The organism is Pseudomonas khavaziana, assembly GCF_019145205.1.
Taxonomy (GTDB): domain Bacteria; phylum Pseudomonadota; class Gammaproteobacteria; order Pseudomonadales; family Pseudomonadaceae; genus Aquipseudomonas; species Aquipseudomonas khavaziana.
The window spans coordinates 435,239-450,163 of record NZ_JAHSTT010000004.1 but is presented as its reverse complement, the minus strand read 5'-3'; the positions used below and the strand labels follow the sequence as shown (position 1 = coordinate 450,163).

The 14,925-nt window shown below is 59.4% G+C and carries 19 protein-coding genes; 18 read left to right on the top strand and 1 reads right to left on the bottom strand.

Annotation, left to right across the window (positions count from 1 at the left end):
* Positions 1-25 precede the first annotated feature (25 nt).
* The 11 genes from fliL (at position 26) to KVH01_RS13110 (ending at position 7,009) form a co-directional block, all read left to right on the top strand.
* Positions 26-529: a flagellar basal body-associated protein FliL gene (gene fliL / locus KVH01_RS13160; RefSeq protein WP_043049689.1), complete on the top strand. Its 504-nt coding sequence runs from the start codon at positions 26-28 to the stop codon at positions 527-529.
* Between the two features lie 9 nt (positions 530-538).
* Positions 539-1,507: a flagellar motor switch protein FliM gene (gene fliM, locus KVH01_RS13155; protein WP_043049690.1), complete on the top strand. Its 969-nt coding sequence runs from the start codon at positions 539-541 to the stop codon at positions 1,505-1,507.
* Between the two features lie 42 nt (positions 1,508-1,549).
* Positions 1,550-2,017, top strand: a complete 468-nt coding sequence (fliN, locus tag KVH01_RS13150) for a flagellar motor switch protein FliN (protein ID WP_043049691.1) — start codon at positions 1,550-1,552, stop codon at positions 2,015-2,017.
* A 1-nt stretch (position 2,018) separates the two neighbouring features.
* Complete coding sequence (fliO, locus tag KVH01_RS13145) at positions 2,019-2,456, top strand: flagellar biosynthetic protein FliO (RefSeq protein ID WP_043049692.1); 438 nt, start codon at positions 2,019-2,021, stop codon at positions 2,454-2,456.
* Entirely contained in the window at positions 2,456-3,199 is a 744-nt protein-coding gene (fliP, locus tag KVH01_RS13140) for a flagellar type III secretion system pore protein FliP (RefSeq protein ID WP_043049693.1), read from the top strand. Before fliO ends, fliP begins: the two co-directional genes overlap by 1 nt.
* Before the next feature lie 18 nt (positions 3,200-3,217).
* On the top strand, positions 3,218-3,487 hold the full coding sequence (fliQ, locus tag KVH01_RS13135) for a flagellar biosynthesis protein FliQ (RefSeq protein ID WP_003175300.1): 270 nt from the start codon (positions 3,218-3,220) through the stop codon (positions 3,485-3,487).
* Between the two features lie 4 nt (positions 3,488-3,491).
* Positions 3,492-4,277, top strand: a complete 786-nt coding sequence (gene fliR / locus KVH01_RS13130) for a flagellar biosynthetic protein FliR (protein WP_217881727.1) — start codon at positions 3,492-3,494, stop codon at positions 4,275-4,277.
* Positions 4,278-4,280: 3 nt separating this feature from the next.
* The gene (gene flhB / locus KVH01_RS13125) at positions 4,281-5,417 is read left to right on the top strand and encodes a flagellar biosynthesis protein FlhB (RefSeq protein WP_043049695.1); all 1,137 of its coding nucleotides are present in this window, start codon (positions 4,281-4,283) and stop codon (positions 5,415-5,417) included.
* A gap of 226 nt (positions 5,418-5,643) precedes the next feature.
* Positions 5,644-5,820 (top strand): cold-shock protein, encoded by a 177-nt coding sequence (locus KVH01_RS13120; RefSeq protein ID WP_124421754.1) that lies wholly within the window; start codon positions 5,644-5,646, stop codon positions 5,818-5,820.
* A 372-nt stretch (positions 5,821-6,192) separates the two neighbouring features.
* The gene (locus KVH01_RS13115) at positions 6,193-6,396 is read left to right on the top strand and encodes a cold-shock protein (protein WP_217881781.1); all 204 of its coding nucleotides are present in this window, start codon (positions 6,193-6,195) and stop codon (positions 6,394-6,396) included.
* Positions 6,397-6,799: 403 nt separating this feature from the next.
* The gene (locus KVH01_RS13110) at positions 6,800-7,009 is read left to right on the top strand and encodes a cold-shock protein (protein ID WP_217881726.1); all 210 of its coding nucleotides are present in this window, start codon (positions 6,800-6,802) and stop codon (positions 7,007-7,009) included.
* Between the two features lie 158 nt (positions 7,010-7,167).
* Here the strand turns inward: KVH01_RS13110 and KVH01_RS13105 are convergent, their stop codons facing one another.
* On the bottom strand, positions 7,168-7,422 hold the full coding sequence (locus KVH01_RS13105; protein WP_043049696.1) for a DUF6124 family protein: 255 nt from the start codon (positions 7,420-7,422) through the stop codon (positions 7,168-7,170).
* 516 nt (positions 7,423-7,938) lie between these two features.
* Here KVH01_RS13105 and KVH01_RS13100 point away from each other — a divergent pair.
* The 7 genes from KVH01_RS13100 to KVH01_RS13070 all read left to right on the top strand — a co-directional run bounded on the left by KVH01_RS13100 (position 7,939) and on the right by KVH01_RS13070 (position 14,922).
* Positions 7,939-8,139: a cold-shock protein gene (locus KVH01_RS13100; protein ID WP_217881725.1), complete on the top strand. Its 201-nt coding sequence runs from the start codon at positions 7,939-7,941 to the stop codon at positions 8,137-8,139.
* Positions 8,140-8,452: 313 nt separating this feature from the next.
* Positions 8,453-10,567 carry a flagellar biosynthesis protein FlhA gene (gene flhA / locus KVH01_RS13095; RefSeq protein ID WP_043049699.1) on the top strand — a complete coding sequence of 705 codons (2,115 nt, stop codon included), beginning with the start codon at positions 8,453-8,455 and terminating at the stop codon, positions 10,565-10,567.
* Positions 10,568-10,578: 11 nt separating this feature from the next.
* Positions 10,579-11,895 (top strand): flagellar biosynthesis protein FlhF, encoded by a 1,317-nt coding sequence (gene flhF / locus KVH01_RS13090; RefSeq protein WP_005790047.1) that lies wholly within the window; start codon positions 10,579-10,581, stop codon positions 11,893-11,895.
* Positions 11,896-12,000: 105 nt separating this feature from the next.
* Entirely contained in the window at positions 12,001-12,834 is an 834-nt protein-coding gene (fleN, locus tag KVH01_RS13085; RefSeq protein WP_003192912.1) for a flagellar synthesis regulator FleN, read from the top strand.
* Positions 12,831-13,571: an RNA polymerase sigma factor FliA gene (gene fliA / locus KVH01_RS13080; protein ID WP_043049701.1), complete on the top strand. Its 741-nt coding sequence runs from the start codon at positions 12,831-12,833 to the stop codon at positions 13,569-13,571. The genes fleN and fliA overlap by 4 nt, the downstream gene beginning before the upstream one ends.
* A 169-nt stretch (positions 13,572-13,740) precedes the next feature.
* Positions 13,741-14,115, top strand: coding sequence for a chemotaxis response regulator CheY (locus KVH01_RS13075; RefSeq protein ID WP_005790040.1), 375 nt, complete (start codon positions 13,741-13,743; stop codon positions 14,113-14,115).
* Between the two features lie 18 nt (positions 14,116-14,133).
* Positions 14,134-14,922, top strand: a complete 789-nt coding sequence (locus tag KVH01_RS13070) for a protein phosphatase CheZ (RefSeq protein ID WP_043049702.1) — start codon at positions 14,134-14,136, stop codon at positions 14,920-14,922.
* Positions 14,923-14,925 lie beyond the last annotated feature (3 nt).

The following is a 14,925-nucleotide window of genomic DNA, read 5'->3' as shown; positions in this document are numbered from 1 at the left end:
CCCCGAATAGTGACGGATTATTGGCATGGCGAAGAGCGACGACGCAGCAACTCCCCCCGCAGCAGGCAAAGGCAAGCTCAAGCTGATCCTGCTGATTGTGCTGGGCCTGCTCCTGGCCATCGGCGCCTCGATTGGCGGCACCTGGTACATCATGCACAGCAGTGCAAGCAAGCCGGTGCCCGCCGCTGAAACCGCCACCAACGTCAAGCAACCGGCAATCTTCGAACAGATGCTTCCAGCGTTTGTTGCCAATTACAACGTCAACGGTCGTCAGCGCTACCTGCAGGTGAGTATCACCTTGCTGGCGCGCAACCAGGCGGACCTGGATGCCCTCAAGGTGCATATGCCGGTGATCCGTAACAACCTGGTGATGCTGTTCTCCGGCCAGGCCTTCGACAGTCTCGCCACCCCGGTCGGCCAGGAAATGCTGCGTCAGAAGGTCACTGCAAGCGTGCAGGAAGTGGCCCAGAAAGAACTCGGCAAAGTCGTGGTCGAGCAGGCGCTCTTCACTAACTTCGTATTGCAGTAGGATCACGACATGGCCGTGCAGGACCTGCTGTCCCAGGATGAAATCGACGCGCTGTTGCACGGCGTGGACGATGGTCTGGTACAGACCGAAATGGCTGCCGAACCCGGCAGCGTCAAAAGTTACGACCTGACCAGCCAGGATCGCATCGTCCGTGGACGCATGCCGACCCTGGAAATGATCAACGAACGCTTTGCCCGCTATACCCGCATCAGCATGTTCAACATGCTGCGCCGTTCGGCGGACGTGGCGGTGGGCGGCGTGCAAGTGATGAAGTTCGGTGAATACGTGCACTCGCTGTACGTGCCCACCAGCCTCAACCTGGTCAAGATCAAGCCGTTGCGCGGCACCGCACTGTTCATCCTCGACGCCAAGCTGGTGTTCAAGCTGGTGGACAACTTCTTCGGTGGCGACGGCCGTCACGCCAAGATCGAAGGGCGTGAGTTCACCCCCACCGAACTGCGTGTAGTGCGCATGGTGCTGGAACAAGCCTTCATCGACTTGAAGGAAGCCTGGCAGGCGATCATGGAAGTCAATTTCGAGTACATCAACTCGGAAGTGAACCCGGCCATGGCTAACATCGTCGGCCCCAGCGAGGCGATTGTGGTGTCGACCTTCCACATTGAGCTCGATGGTGGTGGCGGCGACCTGCACGTGACCATGCCGTACTCGATGATCGAGCCAGTGCGCGAGATGCTCGACGCCGGCTTCCAGTCCGACCTCGACGACCAGGACGAGCGCTGGGTCAAGGCCCTGCGCGAAGACCTGCTGGACGTCGACGTGCCCCTGAGCGCCACCGTGGCTCGTCGCCAGTTGCGCCTGCGGGATATTTTGCACATGCAACCGGGGGACATCATCCCCGTCGAGTTGCCGGAAGAACTGATCATGCGTGCCAACGGCGTGCCGTCGTTCAAGGTCAAGCTCGGTTCCCACAAGGGCAACCTGGCGCTGCAGGTGGTCGAGCCGATCACCCGCCGCTGATGCCCCCCTATTTATGAATGTTTGCTTCGCCGAGGACATGTAATGGCTACCGAACACGAAAACACTTCCGCCGAAGACCAGGCCCTGGCTGACGAGTGGGCTGCGGCCCTGGAAGAAACCGGCGATGTCGGCCAGGACGACATCGACGCGCTGCTGGCCGCCGACGCCGCCACCGCACCGGCTGGCAATCGCCTGGCGATGGAAGAATTCGGCAGCGTGCCGAAGAACAATGAGCCGGTGACCCTCGATGGTCCGAACCTGGATGTGATCCTCGACATCCCGGTATCGATCTCCATGGAAGTGGGCAGCACCGAAATCAACATCCGCAACCTGCTGCAACTCAACCAAGGCTCGGTGATCGAGCTGGACCGCCTGGCCGGTGAGCCCCTGGACGTGCTGGTCAACGGCACCCTGATCGCCCACGGCGAAGTGGTGGTGGTCAACGAGAAGTTCGGCATTCGCCTGACGGACGTGATCAGCCCGAGCGAACGCATCAAGAAGTTGCGCTGAGATGAAGTATTCGATGGCGGGACTGTTGCTGGCGCTGCCATTGAGCGCCCTGGCGGCGGAGCCGGTTGCCCAGGCGGCTGCGGCGCCGGTGGTCGGCAGCGGCGTCGGCGGGCAATTGACCCAGCTGGTGCTGGGCCTGTTGCTGGTGGTCGGCTTGATATTCGTGCTGGCCTGGCTGATGCGCCGCGTGCAGGGCATCGGCCCGGGCAATGCCCAGGTCATCGAGCTGGTAGGCTCGCGCGCCCTCGGCCCACGGGATCGCCTGGTGCTGGTGCAGGTCGGCGAGGAGCAGATCCTGCTCGGCATCACTCCCGGCCGCATCACCCCGCTGCACGTACTCAAGACACCGGTGGACGCGGCCAAGACCGAGGCCGCCACGCCAGAATTCGCCCAGCGCCTGATGGAGTTGCTGGGCAAGGATCAGAAGGATAAGAAGTAATGCGCGTTTTCTTGACGCTCATGCTGTTGCTGGCCGCGCCGATGGCCCTGGGGGCCGACCCGTTGTCGATCCCGGCGATCACCCTGGGCACCAACGCGGCCGGTGCCCAGGAGTATTCGGTCAGTCTGCAGATCCTGCTGATCATGACCGCGCTGAGTTTTATCCCGGCGTTTGTCATGCTGATGACCAGCTTCACGCGGATCATCATCGTCTTCTCGATCCTGCGCCAGGCCCTGGGCCTGCAACAGACGCCGTCGAACCAGATCCTCACCGGCATGGCCTTGTTCCTGACGCTGTTCATCATGGCGCCGGTGTTCGACAAGGTGAACCAGCAAGCCCTGCAACCTTACCTCGCGGAAAAGCTCAACGCCCAGGATGCGATCGACAAGGCACAGGGCCCGATCAAGGACTTCATGCTGTCGCAAACCCGCTCCAGCGACCTTGAGCTGTTCATGCGCCTGTCCAAGCGCACCGACATCGCCACCCCGGATCAGGCACCGCTGACTATCCTGGTGCCGGCGTTCGTCACCTCTGAGTTGAAGACTGCGTTCCAGATCGGTTTCATGATCTTTATCCCGTTCCTGATCATCGACCTGGTGGTGGCGAGCGTGCTGATGGCCATGGGTATGATGATGCTGTCGCCGTTGATCATCTCGCTGCCGTTCAAGATCATGTTGTTTGTGCTGGTGGACGGCTGGGCGCTGATTATCGGCACCCTGGCCGGCAGTTTCGGAGGCGTGTGATTTGTTAGGTGAAGCAGCATGACCCCAGAAGTCGCCGTCGACCTGTTCCGTGAAGCGCTGTGGCTGACCACCATGATGGTCGCCGTGCTGGTGGTGCCCAGCCTGCTGGTCGGCCTGTTGGTGGCGATGTTCCAGGCCGCGACCCAGATCAACGAACAGACCTTGAGCTTCCTGCCGCGCCTGCTGGTGATGCTCGTCACCCTCATCGTCGCCGGCCCTTGGCTGGTGCAAACCTTCATGGAATACATCCTGCAGCTGTACGGCAGTATTCCGCAGTTGATCGGCTGACCTGATGCAGTCCTTGCTGGCTCTCACCGACACCCAGATCAGCACCTGGGTGGCTTCGTTCATCCTGCCGCTGTTTCGCGTGGCGGCGCTGTTGATGAGCATGCCGGTGTTCGGTACTACCCTGGTGCCGCAGCGTGTGCGGCTGTATTTCGCTGTCGCCATTACCGTGGTGATCGTGCCCGGTTTGCCGCCGATGCCGCCGGTGAACGCGCTGGACCTGAGTGCGCTGTTGCTGATTGCCGAACAAATACTGATCGGGGTGATCCTGGGGTTCTCACTCACGCTGTTCTTCCAGGCGTTTGTAATCGCCGGGCAAATCATCTCGATCCAGATGGGTATGGGCTTCGCTTCGATGGTCGACCCCACCAACGGTGTGTCGGTGGCGGTGATCGGGCAATTCCTGACCATGCTGGTGACCTTGCTGTTCCTGGCCATGAACGGCCATTTGGTAGCATTCGAAGTGCTCACCGAGAGTTTTACCACCTTGCCGGTGGGCTCGGGGCTGGTGGTCAATCATTTCTGGGAGCTGGTGGGACGCCTCAGCTGGGTGCTGGGCGCCTCGCTGCTGCTGGTGCTGCCGGCGATCACCGCGCTGTTGGTGGTTAACATTGCGTTTGGCGTGATGACCCGTGCGGCGCCGCAACTGAACATCTTTTCGATCGGTTTCCCCTTGACCCTGGTGTTGGGCATGGGGATTTTCTGGATCGGCCTGGCTGACATTCTCAATCAGTATCAACCGCTGGCCACCGATGCCTTGCAGTTCTTACGTGATCTGGCACGGGCGCGCTGAGCCATGGCCGAGAGCGAGAGTGGTCAGGACAAGACAGAAGACCCCACGGAGAAACGTAAAAAGGACTCCAGGGAAAAGGGCGAGATTGCACGCTCCAAAGAGCTGAATACCTTCGCCACCATGATGGCCGGCGCCGGTGCCTTGCTGATCTATGGCGGTGGCCTGGCGCTGGACCTGATGGAATTGATGAAGCACAACTTCAGCCTGCCCCGTGAGGTATTGCTCAGCCCCGGGGCCATGGGCCAGTACCTGCTGCATTCGGGCCAGATCGCGATCCTGGCGGTGCAACCGATCCTGATCACCCTGTTGCTCGCCGCGTTGATCGGCCCGGTGGCACTCGGCGGCTGGTTGTTCGCCGCTGGCAGCATGGCGCCCAAATTCAGCCGCATGAACCCCGGCGCCGGGCTCAAGCGCATGTTTTCCGCCAAGGCCCTGGTGGAGCTGCTCAAGGCCCTGGCCAAGTTCATCCTGATTCTGTTCGTGGCCCTGGCCGTCCTGTCGTCCGACATCGATGACTTGCAGCGCATCGCCCATGAGCCGCTCGAATCCGCGATCATCCATAGCGTGCAAGTAGTGGGCTGGAGTTCCCTGTGGATGGCCTTGGGGCTGATCCTCATCGCCGCGGTGGATGCGCCGATCCAGCTGTGGGAAAGCCACAAGAAACTGCTGATGACCAAGCAGGAAGTGCGCGACGAACACAAGGACCAGGAAGGCCGCCCCGAGGTCAAGCAACGCATCCGCCAACTGCAGCGGGAAATGTCCCAGCGCAAGATGATGGCCTCGGTGCCCGACGCCGATGTGATCATCACCAACCCGACCCACTACGCCGTGGCCCTCAAGTACGACCCCGAGAAGGGCGGCGCGCCGATGTTGCTGGCCAAGGGCAGCGACTTTACCGCGCTGAAAATCCGCGAAATCGCCGTGGCCAACGACATCCTGCTGCTGGAATCCCCGGCGCTGGCGCGGTCGATCTTCTACTCCACCGACCTCGACCAGGAAATCCCGGCCGGGTTGTACCTGGCGGTGGCCCAGGTGCTCGCGTACGTCTACCAGATCCGCCAATACCGCGCCGGCAAGGGCAAGCGCCCGGATCCGCTCAAAGACCTGCCAATCCCGCCGGATTTACGTCGCGATTCCTGAAAACGCGCTTTTATGCCTGCCTCTGTAGGAGCGAGCTTGCTCGCGAAAAACTCAGGGCCGTCGCGTTCATCCTGATTCCCGCGTTATCGTTACCCACCTTCGCGAGCAAGCTCGCTCTTACAGGAGGGTGCCCATTACCTGTCAACTTTGACAGTAGCCATGACGCCGCCTTCACTGTTTGATACAGCGATGGGGCGCGCAGCCATGCGCGCCTCGGGAGGTACAGGTGGATAAGGGCACGGTCAGGTGGTTCGATGCGGTCAAGGGCATTGGCTTTATTGCCCGAGACCGTGATGGCAATGAGGTTGCTGTTGAGTCCAAAGGCGCTAAGAACGCTGAAGTTCCGCCCGCCGCGCCCAAGCGACGAAAACCCCGCAAGCGGAAAAAATCACTGGATACATGATTCGACGGCTTTAGCACCCATCGGCTGCTCACGTCTACCTGTCAACTTTGACAGTAGCCAAAGGGCGCGTGCCGTTGTTTAGTACAGATCACAAGCACTTCGCGCATGTAGTAAACCGGATGCAGGGGGAGAGCGGTATTGAAGCTGGCTACAGGTACTGTCAAATCCTATGAGTTGGCCCGGGGAGAGTGGTTGATTGCGTTGGATGATGAGGAAGAATGCGTATTCGTCGATTGGAGCGATTGGCATTGGGCTGCGCTATCGATTGGTGAGCAGATAATGTTTCAGATGATCAATAAACCTAAGGGCGTTTATGCGCTTCCCGTCAGCGCGAGCAGCCAGGGCGGGTCTATAGGTGTAAGGAGAAGGGCAATGGCAACGGGTACTGTGAAGTGGTTTAACGTGGAGAAGGGCTTTGGTTTTATTACCCGGGATGATGGAGGGGCGGATATTTTTGCCCATTACTCGGCAATTGCGACGGCTGGATACAAAAGCTTGCAAGAAAACCAAAAAGTTGAGTTTGATATAACGCAAGGACCAAAAGGTCCTCAGGCCGTGAATATACGACCTCTTTAAAGGCTCAAATGTGGCAGGGGCCTTGATCGTTCCCACGCTCCCGCGTGGAAACGATCAGTGTGGGGGGGCGGTTAGGGTTTACCCGGCCCGGCCTCGGTTGACGGTGCTGTCATCCAACACCCGCTCTGCCAACAAACGCCCCACCCCGCGTTTGCAGCGGTGTACTAGAGAGCGAGTTTCCTAGGGACGACCCCGAATCCTTGTCGGATATTTCATCGGTGCCCGTTGTACACATGTCCAAATTTTAGGGGCGGGATTGCCGTCCAGGCTGCCGTATCCGGTTACTGGAATCATTAACCCACTGTCAACTTTGACAGTAGTCCAGCCCATGCTTTTACGGTTAGATAAGGTTGTGATGTCGCACGCGGATGTGCGGCTATGGAATGAGTCGAGGGGAGCCATCATGGCAATGGGCACGGTCAAGTTCTACAACGCAACTAAAGGGTTTGGATTTATCACTCCGGACAACGGTGGAGCGGAAGTTTTTGTTCATGTTTCAGCAGTTAAGAATTCGGGTTTGGGAGAGCTTTCGGAAGGGCAAAAGGTGCAATACGATCTCGAAAAGGGGGTTTCGGAAAAGGACTCTGCGGTAAATCTTCAACGCGTGAGTTAAGCATTAACTGTCAATCAAAAATCAATCGGTATTCAAGTCATTCCCACGCTCGCGCGCGGGAATGATTGGTTTGACGGCGGCGATCAGAATTTGTCATCAGTGGTTTATTGCCTGACACGCAGCAATAGGAGGTAAGCCTTCCCACATTTTCAGCCGTGTTATCCGCTGCTTGCGGCGCTCGCCGGTTCTGCGCCAGCGTGCACGCGATCAGCCAGTAATTGCGCCAGTTCGATCAACTGCGCAACGCCGAGCAACTCCTCTCGTTTAGGGCCTTCCAGGTCAAATGCCAGGTCGCAGCTCAGGGCATTGGCCGAAGCGAGTGTTTCACTGAGGTTGACCAGCAGGTCTTCGCTGCTGATGCCGTCGGCTACGGTAAACAGCCGGATGGGGGGATTTGGGGTGGGTTTGATCATTGTGAAGTTCCTCGGTAAAGGTGGAGCTGCCACAGATCGCCGCGACGCGATGGAGGGTGGCAGCTGTGCGCAGGTTCGCGGACCGGTTACCAAGGAACCCGGCATACCCGAAGGTATCCCGCGCACAGCCACCATAAGGCCGCACAGTAGACGACAAAAAATCGCTGACTGAAAGCGGACAATGACGCTTCTGCGCATTGGTAAACCGGGCCGCGACGCCCGTCCGCTGCGTTTGCAGCGGTGTACGGAGACTAAAGAGCCGGTTTCCTAGGGGCAACCCCAAATCCTTGTCAGAAATTTCCTCGGTAGCACTGGCTGTCCACAGCTCAAATGTGGGAGGGGGGCTGATTTCAACTCAGATAAGTTCAGTTGATTGTCGAGCGCGTTACGCCTACGCCGATCATCGGAATCATCAGCAACCTGTCAGGTTTGACAGTAGTCAGCAGTCTCTTCTCACGGTGTCATGGGTAGGCAGCACTTTATCTGAGCAAGTCGATAGATGTGAGGAGAACGGTAATGAGCGAGGGTACTGTGAAGTGGTTTAACGCGGAGAAGGGGTTTGGTTTTATAGCCCCGAATGGTGGGGGGAAGGATGTTTATGTGCGTTCGAGGGAGTTGCAAAACAAGAACGAAACTTTGCGTGAGGGGCAGAAAGTGAGCTTTGAATTAGTGGAGGGCACAAAAGGCCCTGTGGCCACGGAGGTAAGAGTCCTTTGAAAGCCTGATTGATCGTTCCCGCGCTCCTGTGTGGGAACGATCAGTGCCCGAACACTGCGTTTGCAGCGGTGTACGGAGACTAAAGAGCCGGTTTTCTAGGGGCAACCCCGAATCCTTGTCAGAAATTTCCTCGATAGCACCGCCCCTCCCACATTTGGATTGATTTACACCCGGTGACCTGGGGTGTTTGCGAGGTTCTCCGGGCCCAAAAGCAAAGTTGGAAGGCTTCTTGCAATACCGCCTTCAAGTCGCCTTCCAGCGTCAAAACTTTGCTTCAAGGACACGAGGAATACCGGTGGTAGATCGCTCTCAAATGCTCAACACGGCCCGTGGCACCCTGACTGACCTGTCGCGGGGCAATCTGGGGGTGCCGTTGTTGTTGCTGGTGATGCTGGCAATGATGATGTTGCCGATGCCGCCGTTCCTGCTCGATGTGTTCTTTACCTTCAACATCGCCCTGTCCGTCGTGGTCCTGTTGGTCTGCGTGTATGCGCTGCGGCCGCTGGATTTCGCGGTATTCCCCACTATCCTGCTGATTGCGACCCTGCTGCGCCTGGCGCTGAACGTGGCGTCGACGCGGGTGGTGATGCTCCACGGCCAGGACGGCCACGCCGCCGCCGGTAAGGTGATCCAGGCCTTCGGTGAGGTGGTGATCGGCGGTAACTACGTGGTCGGTATCGTGGTGTTCGCGATCCTGATGATCATCAACTTCGTGGTGGTGACCAAGGGCGCCGGGCGGATTTCCGAGGTGAGCGCACGCTTTACCCTCGATGCGATGCCCGGCAAGCAGATGGCCATCGACGCCGACCTCAATGCCGGCCTGATCGACCAGAACCAAGCCAAGACCCGCCGCCTGGAAGTGGCTCAGGAAGCCGAGTTCTACGGCTCCATGGACGGTGCGAGCAAATTTGTGCGCGGTGACGCCATCGCCGGCCTGTTGATTCTGTTTATCAACCTGATCGGCGGTATTGCAGTCGGCATCTTCCAGCACGGCATGACCTTCGGCGATGCCGGCAAGGTCTACGCCTTGCTGACCATCGGTGACGGTTTAGTGGCGCAATTGCCATCACTGTTGTTATCCACAGCGGCGGCCATCATGGTGACCCGTGCTTCGGGCTCCGAAGACATGGGCAAGCAGATCAGCCGGCAGATGTTCGCGTCTCCCAAGGCCCTGGCCGTGGCGGCGGGCATCATGGCGATCATGGGCATCGTGCCGGGCATGCCCCACGTGTCGTTCCTGACCATGGCCGCCTTGGCCGGTGGCGGTGCTTACCTGTTCTGGAAAAAGCAGAACCAGGTCAAGGTCCAGGCCCTGCAGGAGGTTGCACGCCAGCAGGAGCTGCTGCCATCCCCGGCCCGCGCCCAAGAAACCAAGGAGTTGGGCTGGGATGACGTGACCCCGATCGACATGATCGGCCTGGAAGTCGGCTACCGCCTGATCCCGTTGGTGGACCGCAACCAAGGCGGGCAATTGCTGGCGCGGATCAAGGGCGTGCGCAAGAAGCTGTCCCAGGACCTGGGCTTTTTGATGCCCACCGTGCATATCCGCGACAACCTAGACCTGGCCCCCAGTGCCTACCGCCTGACCCTGATGGGGGTGATCCTGGCCGAAGCCGAGATCTACCCGGACCGCGAACTGGCGATCAACCCCGGCCAGGTGTTCGGTACCCTCAACGGCATCACCGCCAAAGATCCGGCTTTTGGCCTTGAAGCGGTGTGGATCGAAGTCAGCCAGCGCAGCCAGGCGCAGTCCCTGGGTTACACCGTGGTCGATGCCAGTACGGTGGTCGCCACCCACCTCAACCAGATTCTCTACAAGCACTCCCACGAGCTGATCGGCCATGAGGAAGTCCAGCAATTGATGGGCTTGCTGGCCAAGTCGTCGCCGAAACTGGCCGAAGAGCTGGTGCCGGGCGTGCTGACGCTGTCGCAATTGCTCAAGGTATTGCAGGCGCTGCTGGCCGAACAGGTGCCGGTGCGCGACATTCGCAGCATTGCCGAGGCCATCGCCAACAATGCCGCCAAGAGTCAAGATACTGCCGCGCTGGTGGCGGCGGTGCGCGTCGGATTGTCCCGTGCAATCGTGCAAAGCATTGTAGGCATTGAGTCCGAGCTGCCTGTTATCACCTTGGAGCCAAGGTTGGAACAAATATTGCTCAATAGTATTCAGAAGGCCGGTCAGGGCCAGGAAGAAGGTGTTTTGCTGGAGCCGAGCATGGCTGAAAAGCTGCAGCGTTCGTTGATCGACGCCGCGCAGCGCCAGGAAATGCAGGGCAACCCGGTCATTCTTTTGGTGGCCGGTCCTGTTCGGGCGATGTTGTCGCGGTTTGGACGCCTGGCTGTACCGAATTTGCACGTGTTGGCTTACCAGGAAATTCCTGACAATAAGCAAGTGACTATCGTCGCGACAGTAGGGCCCAATGGCTGAGGTAGTGGGTTATGCAAGTTAAGCGTTTTTTCGCCGCCGATATGCGTCAGGCCATGAAACTGGTCCGTGATGAGCTGGGCGCCGACGCCGCGATTATCGGTAACCGTCGGATTGCCGGCGGTGTCGAGCTGACGGCTGCGCTGGATTACACGCCCCAGGCCCTGGCCCCGCGTGTGCCGAACATGGAACTCGAAGACGAGCTGCGCAAGACTGCCTCGCGCATTGTGTCGGCCCAGGCTGAACTGAGCATGCGTGGCGACAGCGACGCCAGCACCAATCGCCAATTGTTCGCCGGCCTGCCGTTGACGGCCGCCGAGCCGCTGGTAGAACCGACGTTCGTCGAGCCACCGCGTCCAGCTGCGCCAGCCCCGGCCGCCGCTGTCGACCAACGTGTGTTCGACTCGATGCGCTTTGAACTCAACGGTCTGCGCGAATTGCTCGAAGTGCAGCTGGGCTCGCTGGCCTGGACGCAACTGCAGGGCAGCAAGCCGCAACAGGCCAACCTCTGGCGTCGCCTGCAACGCATCGGCCTGTCCGGCCCGTTGTCCCGCGATTTGCTGGCTTTGACCGCCGAAGTCGAAGAACCCCGCCAGGCCTGGCGCATGCTGCTGGCGCACTTGGCACGCATGATCGCGACGCCGGAAATCGAACCTCTGGAAGAGGGCGGTGTGATTGCCATGGTCGGCCCCGCCGGCATGGGCAAGACCACCACCCTGGCCAAGCTGGCCGCCCGGTATGTGCTCAAGTACGGCGCACAGAATATCGCCCTGGTGAGCATGGACAGCTACCGCATCGGCGCCCAGGAGCAGCTCAAGACCCTGGGGCGCATCCTCAATGTGCCTGTGACCCACGTCGACCCGGGCCAGTCCCTGGCCAATGCCCTCGACCCGCTGCTGCGCAAGCGCGTGGTGCTGATTGATACCGCCGGCCTGCAAGCCAGCGACCCGGCGCTGCGCATGCAACTCGAAAGCCTGGCCGGGCGTGGCATCAAGTCGAAAAATTACCTGGTGCTTGCAACCACCAGCCAGAAACAGGTTCTTACCGCTGCTTATCACAGTTACAAGCGTTGCGGCCTGGCCGGTTGCATCCTCACCAAGCTCGATGAAACTGCGAGCCTGGGCGAAGTGTTGAGCCTGGCCATCAGCCATGAATTACCGGTCGCCTACCTGACCGACGGGCCGCGGATCCCGGATGATCTGCATCTGCCGCGCCGTCATCAGTTGGTCAGCCGTGCCGTAAGTGTGCAAATGCAAGAAGAGCCTAGCGAGGAAGCGATGGCCGATATGTTCGCCGACCTTTACCACCACCCGGCTAAACGGGTCGGTTAAGGCAGGATGAACACCGTGAAATGTACCTACATCGATGGTCTGCAAGCGATTCACGCGGCCAAGCCATGTAGCCTGCGTCTAAGCAAGACAAGGTAAAGAAATAAAATGGGCAGCATGCATCCCGTACAGGTGATCGCGGTGACCGGCGGCAAAGGTGGCGTCGGCAAAACTAACGTGTCAGTGAATTTGTCCCTGGCCCTGGCAGAGCTTGGCCGTCGCGTCATGCTGCTGGATGCTGACCTGGGCTTGGCGAACGTGGACGTTCTGCTGGGGCTGACACCCAAACACACCCTTGCCGATGTGATCGAGGGCCGCTGTGAGCTGCGCGATGTGCTGCTCCAGGGCCCCGGTGGCATCCGCATCGTGCCGGCGGCCTCGGGCACCCAGAGCATGGTGCACCTGAGCCCCGCGCAGCATGCCGGGCTGATCCAGGCTTTCAGCGATATCGGCGACAACCTCGACGTGCTGGTGATCGACACTGCCGCCGGGATCGGCGAGTCGGTGGTCAGTTTTGTGCGCGCCGCGCAAGAAGTGCTGCTGGTGGTGTGCGACGAACCCACTTCGATCACCGACGCCTACGCGTTGATCAAACTGCTTAATCGTGACTACGGCATGAACCGCTTCCGCGTGCTGGCCAACATGGCCCAAAGCCCGCAGGAAGGGCGCAACCTGTTCGCCAAGTTGACCAAGGTCACGGACCGCTTCCTCGATGTGGCTTTACAATACGTCGGCGCAGTTCCCTATGACGAGTGTGTGCGCAAGGCCGTGCAAAAGCAGCGTGCGGTCTACGAAGCGTTCCCTCGTTCCAAGTGCGCACTGGCGTTCAAGGCCATTGCCCAGAAGGTCGATACCTGGCCGTTGCCCGCCAACCCCCGGGGGCATCTGGAATTTTTCGTCGAGCGTTTGGTGCATCAGACGAGCGCAGGACCGGTGCTATGACATCCAGCGGCTACAACCTTTACAAAAAGTCGGCACGTGACAGCCAGGGCGAACTGATCGAGCGTTACGCGCCCCTGGTCAAGCGCATTGCCTATCACTTGTTGGCGCGCCTGCCGGCCAGTGTGCAGGTCGAGGACCTGATCCAGGCTGGCATGATCGGCCTGCTCGAAGTGTCGACCAAATACGACGCGAGCAAGGGTGCGAGTTTCGAGACGTATGCGGGCATCCGCATCCGTGGCGCGATGCTCGATGAAGTGCGTAAAGGGGATTGGGCGCCGCGTTCGGTACACCGCAATACGCGCATGGTCAGTGATGCAATTCGTGCAATTGAAGCAAAAACCGGTCGTGACGCTAAAGATCATGAAGTTGCGGCCGAACTCCAATTGAGTCTCGACGATTATTACGGGATTTTGAACGATACCTTGGGCAGCCGCCTGTTCAGTTTCGACGACCTCTTGCAGGACGGCGAACACGAAGGGCTGCACGAGGACGGCGCGAGTACGCACATGGAGCCTTCGCGCGACCTGGAAGACGAACGTTTCCAGGGCGCGCTGGCCGATGCGATTGCCAACTTGCCGGAACGTGAGCGGCTGGTGCTGGCGCTGTACTACGACGAAGAGCTGAACCTCAAGGAAATCGGTGAGGTCCTGGGGGTCAGTGAGTCGCGTGTCAGCCAGTTGCACAGCCAGTGCGCGGCCCGCTTGCGGGGGCGGTTGGGAGAGTGGCGCGCGCGCTGACAGGCAGTGTGGGGACACTGCAACGCGATACCGCGAAGGTGATAGGCCTTCGCGGGTTTGGCCCGTGGTGCCCCCGGCAGTCCTTTTTGTGTAACGCCTGTTGATTGAAATGGCGCGTCCAGGTGCTGGGCGCGTTTAAGACTGCTTGGAGGTCGAATTGGACAAGAACATGAAAATCCTCATCGTTGATGACTTCTCAACGATGCGGCGGATCATAAAAAACCTGTTGCGTGACCTTGGGTTCACCAACACGGTCGAGGCGGATGACGGCATCACGGCGATTCCGATCCTCAACAGCGGCAGCATCGATTTTCTGGTAACCGACTGGAACATGCCGGGCATGACCGGTATCGATCTGCTGCGCCATGTACGTGCCGATGAAAAACTGCGCAGCCTGCCTGTGTTGATGGTGACCGCTGAAGCCAAGCGTGAACAGATCATCGAAGCCGCCCAAGCCGGGGTCAACGGTTACGTGGTCAAGCCATTCACTGCACTGGCTTTGAAAGAGAAGATTGAAAAAATCTTCGAACGCATCGGTCATTGATGCTGCCACGGGGGAGCTATGGAGCATAACGAATCATCGCAGGCCGACTTCGAGTCGACCCTGAAAAAACATGCTCACCGCTTGGTCGACAGCCTGGAAAAAGGCCAGTTCGCCGATGCGGTGCAGTTGATCCATGAGCTTAACCAGACCCGTGATCGCGGCCTGTATCAGGAAGTGGGCAAGCTCACACGCGAGCTGCACAGTGCGATCGTCAATTTCCAGATTGACCCGCGCATGCCCCAGGCCGAAGAGATTTCGCAAATCACCGACGCCACCGAACGCCTGTCCTATGTGGTCAGGCTGACCGAGGCGGCGGCCAACCGCACCATGGACCTGGTGGAAAACGCCACGCCGTTGGTCAATGGCATGGCCAGCGAAGCCCAGGCCTTGAGCGTTGACTGGGGCCGCTTCATGCGCCGCGAAGTGGGGGCTGAAGAGTTTCGGGAATTGGCCCGTCGGGTCGAAGGTTTCCTGTCGCGCAGCGAGCAGGAAAACCGCACGGTGGCCAGCAACCTCAACGACATCCTGCTCGCCCAGGATTACCAGGACCTCACCGGCCAGGTGATCAAGCGCGTGACCCAGTTGGTCACCGAAGTGGAAAGCAACTTGCTCAAATTGGTGCTGATGGCCGGCCAGGTCGACCGTTTTGCCGGCATCGAGCATGACCGTGAAGCGATCCTCTCGGAAAAAGATCCACAAAAACATCTCGCCAAGGGTGAAGGTCCGCAGATTCATGCCGATAAACGTGAAGACGTTATGTCAGGTCAGGATGACGTAGATGACCTGTTATCCAGTTTAGGCTTCTAAGGA

Excerpts from the sequence above, each read along its gene's own strand:
- flhA (WP_043049699.1), top strand. The coding sequence starts at position 8,453 with ATGCTCAACACGGCCCGTGGCACCCTGACTGACCTGTCGCGGGGCAAT.
- fliP (WP_043049693.1), top strand. The coding sequence starts at position 2,456 with ATGCGCGTTTTCTTGACGCTCATGCTGTTGCTGGCCGCGCCGATGGCC.
- fliL (WP_043049689.1), top strand. The coding sequence starts at position 26 with ATGGCGAAGAGCGACGACGCAGCAACTCCCCCCGCAGCAGGCAAAGGC.
- KVH01_RS13100 (WP_217881725.1), top strand. The coding sequence starts at position 7,939 with ATGAGCGAGGGTACTGTGAAGTGGTTTAACGCGGAGAAGGGGTTTGGT.
- fliM (WP_043049690.1), top strand. The coding sequence starts at position 539 with ATGGCCGTGCAGGACCTGCTGTCCCAGGATGAAATCGACGCGCTGTTG.
- fliN (WP_043049691.1), top strand. The coding sequence starts at position 1,550 with ATGGCTACCGAACACGAAAACACTTCCGCCGAAGACCAGGCCCTGGCT.
- KVH01_RS13075 (WP_005790040.1), top strand. The coding sequence starts at position 13,741 with ATGAAAATCCTCATCGTTGATGACTTCTCAACGATGCGGCGGATCATA.
- fliA (WP_043049701.1), top strand. The coding sequence starts at position 12,831 with ATGACATCCAGCGGCTACAACCTTTACAAAAAGTCGGCACGTGACAGC.
- flhF (WP_005790047.1), top strand. The coding sequence starts at position 10,579 with ATGCAAGTTAAGCGTTTTTTCGCCGCCGATATGCGTCAGGCCATGAAA.
- fliR (WP_217881727.1), top strand. The coding sequence starts at position 3,492 with ATGCAGTCCTTGCTGGCTCTCACCGACACCCAGATCAGCACCTGGGTG.
- KVH01_RS13070 (WP_043049702.1), top strand. The coding sequence starts at position 14,134 with ATGGAGCATAACGAATCATCGCAGGCCGACTTCGAGTCGACCCTGAAA.
- KVH01_RS13105 (WP_043049696.1), bottom strand. The coding sequence starts at position 7,422 with ATGATCAAACCCACCCCAAATCCCCCCATCCGGCTGTTTACCGTAGCC.
- fliQ (WP_003175300.1), top strand. The coding sequence starts at position 3,218 with ATGACCCCAGAAGTCGCCGTCGACCTGTTCCGTGAAGCGCTGTGGCTG.
- KVH01_RS13115 (WP_217881781.1), top strand. The coding sequence starts at position 6,193 with ATGGCAACGGGTACTGTGAAGTGGTTTAACGTGGAGAAGGGCTTTGGT.
- KVH01_RS13110 (WP_217881726.1), top strand. The coding sequence starts at position 6,800 with ATGGCAATGGGCACGGTCAAGTTCTACAACGCAACTAAAGGGTTTGGA.
- flhB (WP_043049695.1), top strand. The coding sequence starts at position 4,281 with ATGGCCGAGAGCGAGAGTGGTCAGGACAAGACAGAAGACCCCACGGAG.
- fleN (WP_003192912.1), top strand. The coding sequence starts at position 12,001 with ATGGGCAGCATGCATCCCGTACAGGTGATCGCGGTGACCGGCGGCAAA.
- fliO (WP_043049692.1), top strand. The coding sequence starts at position 2,019 with ATGAAGTATTCGATGGCGGGACTGTTGCTGGCGCTGCCATTGAGCGCC.